At 67.9% G+C, this 12,195-nt stretch carries 11 protein-coding genes; 10 read left to right on the top strand and 1 reads right to left on the bottom strand.

The features are described from left to right. The coding region (locus tag QMX83_RS16045; RefSeq protein ID WP_282297640.1) for a pyridoxal-phosphate dependent enzyme at nt 1-618 on the bottom strand (618 nt) is incomplete at its 3' end. A gap of 146 nt (nt 619-764) precedes the next feature. Between QMX83_RS16045 and QMX83_RS16040 the strand changes: the two genes are divergently transcribed. From QMX83_RS16040 to QMX83_RS15995, 10 genes are all read left to right on the top strand, one after another. Continuing rightward, on the top strand, nt 765-1,286 hold the full coding sequence (locus QMX83_RS16040) for a hypothetical protein (RefSeq protein WP_282297639.1): 522 nt from the start codon (nt 765-767) through the stop codon (nt 1,284-1,286). A gap of 505 nt (nt 1,287-1,791) precedes the next feature. Then, the gene (gene mnmG, locus QMX83_RS16035; RefSeq protein WP_282297638.1) at nt 1,792-3,684 is read left to right on the top strand and encodes a tRNA uridine-5-carboxymethylaminomethyl(34) synthesis enzyme MnmG; all 1,893 of its coding nucleotides are present in this window, start codon (nt 1,792-1,794) and stop codon (nt 3,682-3,684) included. 108 nt (nt 3,685-3,792) lie between these two features. Continuing rightward, nucleotides 3,793-4,614: a nucleotidyltransferase domain-containing protein gene (locus QMX83_RS16030; protein ID WP_282297637.1), complete on the top strand. Its 822-nt coding sequence runs from the start codon at nt 3,793-3,795 to the stop codon at nt 4,612-4,614. A gap of 87 nt (nt 4,615-4,701) precedes the next feature. Further along, entirely contained in the window at nt 4,702-5,235 is a 534-nt protein-coding gene (locus QMX83_RS16025) for a gamma carbonic anhydrase family protein (RefSeq protein ID WP_282297636.1), read from the top strand. Between the two features lie 91 nt (nt 5,236-5,326). Next, a complete protein-coding gene (locus QMX83_RS16020; RefSeq protein ID WP_282297635.1) occupies nt 5,327-6,016 on the top strand; it encodes an RDD family protein in 690 nt (229 codons plus the stop codon). Continuing rightward, nucleotides 6,013-7,005 carry a stage II sporulation protein M gene (locus QMX83_RS16015; RefSeq protein WP_282297634.1) on the top strand — a complete coding sequence of 331 codons (993 nt, stop codon included), beginning with the start codon at nt 6,013-6,015 and terminating at the stop codon, nt 7,003-7,005. Before QMX83_RS16020 ends, QMX83_RS16015 begins: the two co-directional genes overlap by 4 nt. Next, complete coding sequence (locus tag QMX83_RS16010) at nt 6,995-8,629, top strand: DUF4129 domain-containing protein (protein ID WP_282297633.1); 1,635 nt, start codon at nt 6,995-6,997, stop codon at nt 8,627-8,629. Before QMX83_RS16015 ends, QMX83_RS16010 begins: the two co-directional genes overlap by 11 nt. Then, nucleotides 8,626-9,801, top strand: coding sequence for a DUF4350 domain-containing protein (locus QMX83_RS16005; RefSeq protein WP_282297632.1), 1,176 nt, complete (start codon nt 8,626-8,628; stop codon nt 9,799-9,801). Before QMX83_RS16010 ends, QMX83_RS16005 begins: the two co-directional genes overlap by 4 nt. Then, entirely contained in the window at nt 9,798-10,799 is a 1,002-nt protein-coding gene (locus tag QMX83_RS16000) for a MoxR family ATPase (RefSeq protein ID WP_282297631.1), read from the top strand. Before QMX83_RS16005 ends, QMX83_RS16000 begins: the two co-directional genes overlap by 4 nt. Next, entirely contained in the window at nt 10,796-12,094 is a 1,299-nt protein-coding gene (locus tag QMX83_RS15995; RefSeq protein WP_282297630.1) for a DUF58 domain-containing protein, read from the top strand. Before QMX83_RS16000 ends, QMX83_RS15995 begins: the two co-directional genes overlap by 4 nt. Nucleotides 12,095-12,195: the final 101 nt, after the last annotated feature.

The raw sequence follows: 12,195 nt of genomic DNA, 5'->3' as shown, positions 1-12,195 counted from the left end.
GGCCAGCACCAGGCGCGCGTCCGGCGCGGCCGCCTGCAGCGCCAGCCGGGTGCCGGCAGCCAGGCCGCCGCCGCCGACCGGCACCACCAGCACATCGAAGGGGCCGTGGCTGTGCAGCAGTTCCAGGGCGGCCGTGCCCTGCCCGGCCATCACCTGGCGGTCGGCATAGGGGTGCACCAGGGTCGCGCCGGTGTCGGCCTGTACCTGCGCGCACATCGCTTCGCGGGCGGCGATGCTGGGCGCGCAACGCCACAGCGTGGCCCCGTGCCGCTCGATGTTGGCCAGCTTGGCCGCCACCGCGCCCTCGGGCACCACCACGTGGCAGGCGATGCCGCGGGTCCGCGCGGCCAATGCCAGGGCCGCGCCATGGTTGCCCGAAGAATGGGTGACCACCCCGCGCGCGGCTACGTCATCCGGCAGCGCCCAGACCGCATTGCAGGCCCCGCGGAACTTGAACGCCCCACCGCGCTGCAGATGTTCAGCCTTGAAGGCCAGCCGGGCACCGCTCAGTGCGTCCAGCGCCTGCGACTGCAGCACCGGGGTCACGTGGGCATGCGGGGCGATCCGCGCAGCGGCGGCCAGCAGATCATCCACGCGAGGCAGGAGTGAATCGTTCATGACGCAAGATTAACGTAACGCTCCGCGATGCACCGCCTGCGCGCAACGTGCGACGATGGTCTGCATTCATCCAGACCGGGTCGAGTTAAGGGCGTATTCAATGCGCCGGCCTGAAGCTGGACCCATACCCTTGGGGGGACCCGATCATGAAAATGCGCCTGATCTTCGCCGGTGGCCTGTTGTTGGCCCTCTCCGGCTGCGCCACCTACGACTACGTCGGCGGTGGTGGCGGTGGTGGCAGCGGCTATTACCACGGTGCGCCGTCGGTCGAGTACCGCTATCCGTACGGCTACCCCTCCGGCTATGGCAGCGGCTACTACGGTGGCGGCTACTACGGCTATGGCGGCGGCTATTACAACTACCCCATCTACCGGCCGTACCCGAACTACCGTCCGCCGCACAACCATCGCCCGCCGCCGCGCCCGGGCAATGGCAGTGGTCCGCCGCCGCCGCGTCCGCCGGACCGGCCGCGCCCGGACTACAACGGTGGCTCGCCGTGGCGGAACATGGACTCGGTGGGTCGACCGCCGCAGGCCCGTCCCCAGCAGCGGCCCGTGCAGGTTCCGCAGTCGCGTCCGGCCCCGCCGCCGCGCCCGGCCCAGCCGCGTTCGGAAGGGTCCCCGTGGCGGAACATGAATAAAGGGAACGTGCGTGTGCGCGAGCGTTGACGAGACGCTTGATTTTCACCCCGCACCCGGTTCAATCTAGCCGGGTGGTGACCGCCCGGGTCGAAAAGCGACGCGGGACGTCACATAAGGCTCTACGTCGATATCCGACAGGAACATCTGGATCCCCCCTGTTCCGGCCCTGTCGGATGTCGGCACCTCTCAAGCAAAAGGCCCCGCCAATGGCGGGGCCTTTTGTTTTGGGTCCAACGGGGGAAGGTCCGCCTTAAAAACGGGGCCGACAGTCCCCCGACTGTCGGCCCCTTCGCTTCCCCGGGATGCGCAAGAACCGGCCCCTGTTCCAATTCCGGTTCGTAGCGCTTTGCAGCGCCTGCCACCCTGGGTGCTATTGGGTTATCTGCACTTTGCGTGCCAACTTGAGGGTGGATTGCAGATTTTTTTATGAATGGGGGCCTGCACCCTCTCGGCGCATTCGGCTGTAAAATCAACGCCCTCGCCCTGTTCCAGGGCTGACCTGCGGCCGCCGCTGGCCCCGTCCGAGCCTTTCATGACCGATTCCTTCTACGACTACGACGTCATCGTCATCGGTGGCGGTCACGCCGGTACCGAAGCTGCGCTGGCTGCGGCCCGCACCGGCGTGCGCACGCTGCTGCTGACCCACAACGTGGAAACCATCGGCGCGATGAGTTGCAACCCGGCCATCGGCGGCATCGGCAAGGGCCACCTGGTCAAGGAGATCGACGCGCTCGGCGGGGCCATGGCCCACGCCGCTGACCGCGCCGGCATCCAGTGGCGCACCCTCAATGCCTCCAAGGGGCCGGCCGTGCGCGCCACCCGGTGCCAGGCCGACCGCAATCTGTACCGCATGGCCATCCGCGGCCTCGTCGAGGCGCAGCCCAACCTGACCGTGTTCCAGGCGGCGGTGGATGACCTGGTCATCGACGGCGATGCGGTGCGCGGCGTCATCACCCAGACCGGTCTGCAGTTCAACGCCGCCGCCGTGGTGCTGACCGCGGGCACCTTCCTGGCTGGCAAGATCCACGTCGGCCAGACCCAGTACGCCGCCGGCCGCATGGGCGACCCACCGGCGACCACGCTGGCCGCGCGTCTGCGCGAGCGCCTGTTCGCCATCGACCGGCTCAAGACCGGCACGCCGCCGCGTATCGACGGCCGCTCGCTGGACTACAGCGTGATGGACGAACAGCCCGGCGACGACCCGCGCCCGGTGATGTCGTTCCTGGGCGATGTGTCCGAGCACCCGGCACAGATGAGCTGCTGGATCACCCACACCAGCGAGCACACCCACGAGATCATCCGCAGCGCGCTGCATCGCAGCCCGCTCTACAGCGGCCAGATCGAAGGCATCGGCCCGCGCTACTGCCCGTCCATTGAAGACAAGGTCGTGCGCTTTGCCGAGAAGGCCAGCCACCAGATCTTCGTCGAGCCCGAAGGGCTGGACGTGGTGGAGATCTACCCCAACGGCATTTCCACCTCGCTGCCGTTCGACGTGCAGCTGGCCCTGGTGCGCAGCATCCGCGGCTTCGAGAACGCGCATATCACCCGCCCGGGCTATGCGATCGAGTACGACTTCTTCGACCCGCGCGGGTTGAACAACACCCTGGAAACCAAGGCGGTGTCCGGCCTGTTCTTTGCCGGCCAGATCAACGGCACCACTGGTTATGAGGAAGCCGCTGCACAGGGCCTGCTGGCCGGCCTGAACGCCGCGCGCCGCGTGCGCGACGAAGCCGGCTGGTGCCCGCGCCGCGACGAAGCCTACCTGGGCGTGCTGGTGGATGACCTGATCACCCACGGCACCACCGAGCCGTACCGCATGTTCACCAGCCGCGCCGAGTACCGCCTGCAGCTGCGCGAGGACAACGCCGATGTGCGCCTGACCGGCAAGGGCCGCGAGCTGGGCGTGGTCGATGATCGCCGCTGGAATGCGTTCCAGGCCAAGCAGGACGCCGTGGCGACCGAGTCCGCACGTTTGAAGGCGTTGTGGGCCACGCCGGGCAATGCACTCGGCCGCGAAGTGGAAGCCACGCTGGGCGTGGCGGTCAGCCGCGAAACCAACGTGCTGGATCTGATCAAGCGCCCCGAACTGGACTACGCCAAGCTGATGCAGGTGCCCTCGCTGGGCCCGGGCGTGGCCGATGCCAAGGTGGCCGAACAGGTGGAGATCGGGGTCAAGTACGCCGGCTACCTGGACCGCCAGCGCGAGGAGATCGAGCGCCAGCAGCGGCACGAGAACACCGCCATCGACGCCGCGTTCGACTACGCCAGCGTGCGCGGCCTGTCGGCCGAAGTGCAGCAGAAGCTGGAGCGCGTACGCCCGCAGACCATCGGTCAGGCCCAGCGCATTCCCGGCATGACCCCGGCGGCGATCTCGCTGCTGCTGGTGCATCTGGAGCGTGCACGGCGCGGAAGCCGCGTCGCCTGACCCACGCAACCGTGGAGCCACGCCCTGCGTGGCTGTCGCGTAACCCTGCGTGGCTGTCGCGTAACCGTAAAGGTGCAGCCACGCAGGGCGTGGCTCTACAATCAGGTCATGGACATCCACCCGATCGCGCCGGAGAAGCGCGCGGCCGTACTGGCCGAACTTGACCGCATTGAACGCGACCACGACGTTCGCATCCTGATGGCCTGCGAGTCGGGCAGCCGTGGCTGGGGCTTTTCCTCGCCCGACAGCGACTACGACGCGCGCTTCATCTACGTGCATCGCCAGCCCTGGTACCTGAGCGTCAACGAGGCCACCGGCCCCGGCCAGGCGCAGCGCGACGTGATCGAACTGCCGATCGACGACGAACTCGATGTCAGCGGCTGGGACCTGCGCAAAGCGCTGCGACTGGTGAGCAAGTCCAACCCGACGCTGTCGGAATGGCTGCGTTCGCCGATCGTGTACCGGCAGGACGATGCGGCCGTGGCCGCGCTGCTGCAGGCGGTGGACCAGTTCCACTCGCCGCTGGGCAGCTGGTGGCATTACTACAACATGGCCAGCAGCAACTTCCGCGGCTACCTGCGCGGCGAGCGCGTGCGCACCAAGAAGTACCTGTATGTGCTGCGGCCGCTGCTGGCGTGCCGATGGATCGAACAGGACGTCGCCACGCCGCCGCCGATGGCCTTTGAGCATCTGCTGGACCGGCTGCTGCCGACAGGGCCTGTACGGGAGGCGATTGACCAGCTGCTGGTGGTGAAACGCGCCAGTGCGGAAGTGGCCGATGGACCGCGTGTGGCAGTGATCAGCGATTTCATCGAATCCGAACTGGAGGCGATGGCCGCAGGTGCGCCGCCGCTGCCGGCGGGGAACGGATCTGCCGATGCCCTGGACGCTCTGTTCCGCCGCATGCTGGCCGAGCACGCCCCGGCGTGAAGATGCACCACCGGTTGAAGTGACGTAGAGCCACGCCCTGCGTGGCTGCGCGGGTATCATTCGGACTTGCCTTTCGCGGAGCCCGCCATGTCCCCCCTGCGCCCCTTTCTCGACACCTTCCCCATCGTCGGCGAACGCGCCTACGTCGACCCCGCCTGCACAATCATCGGCGACGTGGTGCTGGGCGACGATGTCTCGGTGTGGCCGGGCTGTGTCATCCGCGGTGATGTGAACCATGTGCGCATCGGTGCGCGCAGCAACATCCAGGACGGCACCATCATCCATGTCAGTCACCACAGCCCGTACAACAAGGCCGGCCACCCGACCCTGATCGGCGAAGGGGTCACGGTCGGCCACGGCACCATCATCCACGCCTGCACCATTGGCGATTACAGCCTGATCGGCATGGGCGCGTGCATCCTGGACGGTGCGACTGTGGAGAAGCACGCCTTTGTCGGGGCCGGTGCGGTGGTCGGACCGGGCAAGGTGGTGGGCGAAGGCGAGCTGTGGGTCGGCAACCCGGCACGGCCGGCGCGGCGGCTGAGTGAGAAGGAGATCGAGTCGCTGCACTACTCAGCCGATCATTACGTGCGGTTGAAGGATAAGTATCTGGGACGGTAAAGTCAGTCTCCGACCAGGAAGCTGTCGAGACCCCCATGCCGTTGGCCGCCGTCCGGAGAGGATTCCGGCACCCCAACCCTGCCGGGTGCGCATGAGCGCATCCATGCTGGACACCTACCGTGAAGTGATCACGCCCGAAGGCGTGCCGCTGCACCTGCCGGCCGCCGGACCGATTCCGCGGGCGCTGGCCTGGGGCATCGACTTCGCGATCCGCGTGGCCGGCCTGCTGCTGATGAGCATTCCCCTCGCGTTTCTGGGCGACTTCGGCCAGGGCCTCTACGCCTGCCTGATGTTCCTGACCATGTGGGCCTACACCATCGTGCAGGAGGCCATCTGGGGCCGCACGCTGGGCAAGCGCGTGCTCAACCTGCGCGTGGTTGCCCACGATGGCGCGCCGATTGGCTGGATGGCCTCGATTACCCGCAACCTGCTGCGTACCGTGGACATGCTGCCGTTCGGCTACGCGCTGGGGCTGCTGTCGAGCCTGTTCGATCCGCACGGCCGCCGCCTGGGTGATCTGGTCGCCGGCACCGTGGTCGTGCACGACGCCGCACCGTCATTCGCCAGCACGCTGGCCATCGACACCGTGCTGGCACCGCCGCAGCCATTGCAGCCGGCCGAGCAGGCCGCGGTGGTGGCATTTGCCGAGCGCGCGCCGCGCCTGTCCAGTGCCCGCCAGCAGGAACTGGCCGCGATTGCCGGTGACCTCACCGACGCGCAGGGCCAGGTCGGCGTACTGCGTCTGTATGCCATGGCCAACTGGCTGCTGGGGCGTCGATGAGGCAGGAACAGTTCGTCGCCCGCTACCAGGAAGAATGGCAGGCACTGGAGCGCTGGCTGGCGCTGCGTGGCAGCGCCGGTCTGCGTGCGCGCCGCACGCCCGATCCCAATCTGCTCAATGACGAGGACATTCCGCAGCGCTACCGCCGGCTATGCCAGCAGCTGGCGCTGGCCCGCAAGCGTGGCTACAGCCCGCAGCTGGTGGCCCGTCTGCAGCAGCTGATGCAGCAGGGGCATGGGCTGCTGTACCGCACCCCGCCGGCACGCTGGCGTCGGGCCCTGGAATTCCTGCTGGCCGACTTCCCGCAACTGGTGCGCAGCCAGGCGCGCAGCATGTGGGTGGCGACCGCACTGTTCGTGCTGCCGCTGGTGGGCAGCTTCGCGCTGATCCAGTGGCATCCGGATGTCATCCACATGCTGATGGACCAGGGCCAGATTGGCAGCATGGAGCAGATGTACGACCCCGACGCACCGCGCCTGGGTCGCGACAGTGGTACCGACTGGATGATGTTCGGCTACTACATCATGAACAACATCAGCATCGGTCTGCGCACCTTCGCCAGCGGCCTGCTGGCCGGCGTGGGTACGGTGTTCGTGCTGCTCTACAACGGGCTGACCATCGGCGCGGTGGCCGGCCACCTGCAACATATCGGCCATGGCGACCCGTTCTGGCGCTTCGTCTGCGGGCATGGCTCGTTCGAGCTCACCGCCATCGTGATTGCCGGCGGTGCCGGCCTGCAGCTGGGCATGAAACTGCTGGCCCCGGGCCGTCGCCGGCGCATCGATGCGCTGGTGGAAGGTGGCGTCATCGGCGCGAAGCTGTGCCTCGGCGTCGCCTTCATGTTGCTGGTGGCGGCCTTCATCGAAGCGTTCTGGTCCTCCATTGCCGAAGTACCGGCATGGGGCAAGTACAGCGTGGCTGGCGTCCTGTGGGCGCTGGTGTTCGTCTGGCTGTGGCGCGGTGGACGCGGGAGTGCCCATGCGCATTGACCAGCTCAACGTCATGCTGCGCGCCCGTTCGGAATGGGAGGCGATGGAGCTGGGCACCGCACTGGCGCGCCGCCATGCGCGCGCCATCTGGTTGCCGCTGCTGTACGTCGGCCTGCCGTTGTTTGCGGCGGTCAATGCCCTGGCGTGGTGGACCGACCGCTTCTTCCTGGCCTGGCTGCTGATGTGGTGGCTCAAGCCGGTGGCCGACCGCATCGCGTTGTATGTGATCTCGCGCGGTGTGTTCGGCGACGAACCCCGCCCCTGGCAGACCCTGCGCGCGCAGCGCCATTGGGGCTGGAGCGGCTTCTGGGGCTATCTGGGCTGGCGCCGGTTCAGTCCGTTCCGCTCGCTGCTGCTGCCGGTGAACCTGCTCGAAGGCAGCGACGCGGGCCACCGCAGCCAGCGCCGCCGTGCCATCCTGAGCAGCGCCTTCAGCCATGCGGCCCTGCTGACCACGGTGTGCCTGACGTTCGAAGTAGTGATCGTGGTCGGGCTGATCGCCTGCATCTTCATGTTCGTGCCGTTCGACCTGCTGTCCGATTCCTGGCGCGCGGCGTGGGCGATGGTCACCGAACTGATGCCGCCGTGGGCCAAGCTCGGCGTGAACGTCTTCTTCTGGTTCGCGGCCACCCTGATCAGCCCGTTCTATGCCGGTGCCGGCTTCGCGCTGTACCTCAACCGCCGTACCGAGATGGAAGCCTGGGACGTGGAAATCGCGTTCCGCCGCCTGCGTGAGCGCCTGCAGCTGGCCGCACCGCTGCTGGTGCTGGCCCTGGTGCTGGTGTGGCCGATGGGTCTCCTGCACGCCCAGGAGACGCCCGAAGAGACACCGCAGCGCGCAGCGCAATGCGCGGCTCCGGACTCGCACGGAAGCGATGACGAAGCCTACGAAGAGGAAGACGAGGACGAAGAGGAGCCGTCGGTTCCCGCAGACGACCCGTCCAACACCGCCGACGTGATCTTCGGCGGTCCCAAGCCCGACACCGCCGGCTTCCGCCAGGCCGTGCAGCGTGCCTACGAAGACCCGTTGATCACACCTACGCGCGAGGTCACCACGTGGCAGAGCAAGAAAGACGCGGACAAGGAAGAAAAGGAAAAAGACAGTAAAGACCGCGGGGACCGTCGCGAGCGCAAAGGCCCGCAACTGCCTGCACAGATCGCCGAATGGCTGCTGTGGGGGCTGGTCGGTGCCCTGGTGCTGGTACTGCTGATCACCTCACCCTGGTGGATCCGCTGGCTGCGCGGCAGCGGCGCGCGCCGCACGCAGAAGGCCGCCGCCGTGGTCGAAGAGGCGGTCAGCATTCCCGACGTGGTGCCGCCCGACCCCGCCGCCCGCGCCCGCGACCTCTGGCAGCAGGGTCGCCCCCGCGCGGCACTGGCGTTGCTGTACCGCGCCAGCGTGGACAGCATGAGCGAGCGCGCCGACGTGGTACTGCCGCCGGGTGCGACCGAATCGCAGTGCCTGCGCGCGTCGCGACGCATGCCCGAAGAAGCTGACCGCAGCCTGTTCGCGCGCATCGTACGGGTCTGGCAGTACGCCGCCTATGCCGGCCGCCTGCCGGAGGCGGACGAGTTCGATGAACTGGCCACGACCCTGCAGCAGCAGTTCCGGTGGCGCGCATGAGTACGCGTCTACGCTGGGCCTTGGTGATCGTCGTGCTGCTGTTGCTCGGCATTCCGCTGACCATTCTGTTCCTGCGCACCAATGAGCGGGTGACCCGCACCGAGCATCTGCCTCCGCAGGGCGAGGCCAGCTACAACCCGCTGTATGCCCTGAGCCGCGCATTGCAGGCCGATGGCATCACCGCACAGTCGTTCCCGCGCGTGGACCTGAGCCGCATGCCGCTGCAGCCGGGCGACACCGTGCTGCTGCTCAAAGACAGCGCCGATGTACCGCCGACCACGGCGCAGGCGCTGCTGGATTGGGTGGACCGCGGTGGCCATCTGCTGCTGCGCACGCCGCCGACGTCCAAGGATGACGAAGCGCCGCAGGGCACGCTGCTGGATGCGCTTGGGGTCTACAGCGAGTACTACCAGAGCGCCTGCAAGGCCTTCCATGTAGCCGACGACCCCGGCCACAGCGAGTTCTGCCGCGGCCGCCGCTTCGAGCTGGACGACCTGGACGGCATCCGCGTGGAGCGCCGCTGGGGCGACGACGATGGCCTGGTGTTCGTGCGCCTGCGCAAAGGCCAGGGCACGGTCGACGTGGTCTCGGACATGACCTTCCTGGAAGGCACGCCGCGTCATTTCGATGCGGAAGACCCCGAAGGCAGCCTGGCCGATGGCCTGCACGATGTCTCCCACCGCGACCTGACCCGTTACCTGCTGGCCCCCAACTACGGCAAGGGCACCATGTGGCTGGTGTACGGCTCGCGTCCGCCCACCCTGTGGTACCGCATCTTCTACCAGGGCTGGCCGGTGTGGGTGCCGTTGATGCTGGCCCTGCTGGGCTGGCTGTGGCAGCGCGCGCAGCGCATGGGCAGCGTGCTGCCGGCACCGAGCGGTGATCGCCGCTCGCTGCTCGAGCACGTGCGCGCCAGCGGTGAACATCTGCTGCGACATGGCAAGAACCCCTTGTTGTACGACGCGGTACGCCGTGCCTTCCTGGCCCGCCTGCGCCGCCGCGCACCCACGGCCGCCGCCCTCACCGGCGACGCCCAGGTGCACGCCATCGCCACGCTGCTGCAGTGGCCCGTTTCCCGTGTACAGACCGCGTTGCAGGTGCCGGCGTCCCAGGACACCAAAGCCCTGCGTGAACGCATCCGCCTGCTGATCCAGATGAGAAACCTGCTATGACCGAGCCGAACACTCCGCCGCCGCTGTCCCCGCCTGCGCTGTCCGGCCAGAACCTGGTCGAACGCGTGGATGCCATCCGCGAAGCCGTGGGCCGCGCCTTCATCGGCCAGGCCGAGGTGCTGGACCAGATCCTGATCGCCCTGCTGGCCGGTGGCCACGTGCTGATCGAAGGCGTGCCCGGCCTCGGCAAAACCCTGCTGGTGCGTGCGCTGGCACAGGCACTGGAGCTGGACTACGGGCGCGTGCAGTTCACCCCCGATCTGATGCCCAGCGACGTCAGCGGTCACGCGGTGTACGACCCGAAGTCGGAAAGCTTCAAGATCCGCCGCGGTCCGGTGTTCACCAACCTGCTGCTGGCCGACGAGATCAACCGCGCCCCGGCCAAGACCCAATCGGCGCTGCTGGAAGTGATGCAGGAAGGCCAGGTCACCATCGAAGGCAAGTCGTTTGCACTGACCCCGCCGTTCCTGGCGCTGGCCACGCAGAACCCGGTCGAGCAGGAAGGCACTTATCCGCTGCCCGAAGCGCAGCTGGACCGCTTCCTGCTGAAGGTGCTGATCGACTACCCGCAGCTGGAGGACGAGAAGCGCATGGTGGACGCGATCACCACCGGTCGCAGCGCGTCGGACTTCGATCTTTCGCAGGTGCCGCGCGTACTCAACGCCGCCGAGGTGGTGGCACTGCAGCAGGCCACTGCCGCGATCACGGTCGACCCGGAAGTGATCGACTATGCCGTCCGCATCGTCGCCGCCACGCGCCGCTTCCCGGGCATTGCACTCGGTGCCGGTCCGCGTGGCAGCATCGCGCTGGTGCGTGCCGCGCGCGCCCAGGCCGTGCTGTCGGGCCGCGACTTCGTCACGCCGGATGACGTGCGCGAAGTGGCCCGCCCGGCCCTGCGTCACCGCATCGCGCTGGCACCGGAGCTGCAGATCGAAGGCCAGTCCGCCGACGATGCACTGGCCGCCCTGCTGGCCAAGGTCGAAGCGCCACGCAAATGAGGCCAGCGCCGCTACTGCTGGCATTGCTCACCGCCTGGGGCCTGTTCGGTCTTGCGGTGGCGTTCGGCCGCGCACCGGTCTGGATATGGTGGGCCACGGCCGGCGGCATCGCGCTGCTGGCGCTGGTGGATGCGCTGCGCCTGCGTGCGCAGCCTTCGCCGACGGTGCAGCGTGAGCTGCCTGAAGCGCTGGCGCTGAATGTGGAACGCAAGGTCACCCTGCGGCTGGAGTCCAGCCTGCGCCAGCGCGTGGAACTGTTCGACCTGGTACCCGGTGAGTGGGCCATGCAGGGCCTGCCGCGTACGCTGGCGTTGAAGCCGCTGGTCGCCAGCAGCGTGGAGTACCGGCTGACCCCCGCCGCACGCGGGCGCTTCACCTTTGAAGGCGTACATCTGCGCCTGCATGCGCCGTGGCGGCTGTGGCGTCAACGCCGGTTGCTGCCGCCGGCATTGACCGTGCGGGTGTACCCCAATTTTGCCCCGCTCACACGTTTTGCCTTGTTCAGTGCCGAGCAGGCCTCGCGTCTGGTCGGTGCGCATCTGAAGCGTCGCCGCGGCGAAGGCACCGACTTCCACCAGATGCGTGAGTACCGGCTGGGCGACAGCCTGCGCCAGATCGACTGGAAGGCCACCTCACGCGCACGCAAGCTGATCTCGCGCGAGTACCAGGACGAGAAGAACCAGCAGCTGGTGCTGATGATCGACACCGGTCGACGGATGATGGCCAGCGAAGGCGGGTTGTCGCACTTCGACCATGTGCTCAATGCATCGTTGGTGGTGTCCTACCTGGCGCTGCGCCAGGGCGATGGCGTTGGCCTGTTCGCCACTGGCGGCGACACCCGCTGGGTGGCTCCGCAGCGCGGCATGGGCGCGATTGATGCCCTGCTGCGCGCCAGCTACGACCTGCAGGCGCAGCCGGTAGCGACTGACTATCTGGCCGCCGCCACTGAACTCAGCCTGCGCCAACGCCGCCGTTCACTGGTGATGCTGGTCACCAACGTGCGCGACGAGGACATCGAAGACCTGCTGGTCGCGGTGCGACTGCTGCAGCGCCAGCACCTGGTCTGCGTGGCCAGCCTGCGCGAGCGCGAGCTGGATACCGCGCTGGAAGCTGAAGTGGACACCCTGCAGGACGCCGCCCAGGCCGGCGCGATCGCGCGCTACCTGCAACAGCGCAGCGACGCGCATGAGGCACTGCGCAGCCACAAGGTGATGGTGCTGGACGTGACCGCCGATGCGCTGCCGGGTGCACTGGTGGAGCGCTACCTCGCGGTGAAGCGCGACGGGTTGTTGTAGCAGCGTACCGACCAACGGTCGGTACTTACCGATATCGCGTAGAGCCACGCCCTGCGTGGCTTCGATCCTGTCTGACTCCGCGCAGCCACGCAGGGCGTGGC

Origin of the sequence: Stenotrophomonas sp. PS02289, assembly GCF_029960115.1 — a bacterium.
GTDB lineage: Bacteria > Pseudomonadota > Gammaproteobacteria > Xanthomonadales > Xanthomonadaceae > Stenotrophomonas.
Note: the sequence above shows the minus strand (reverse complement) of the source record. Positions and strands in the feature narration are given on the sequence as shown.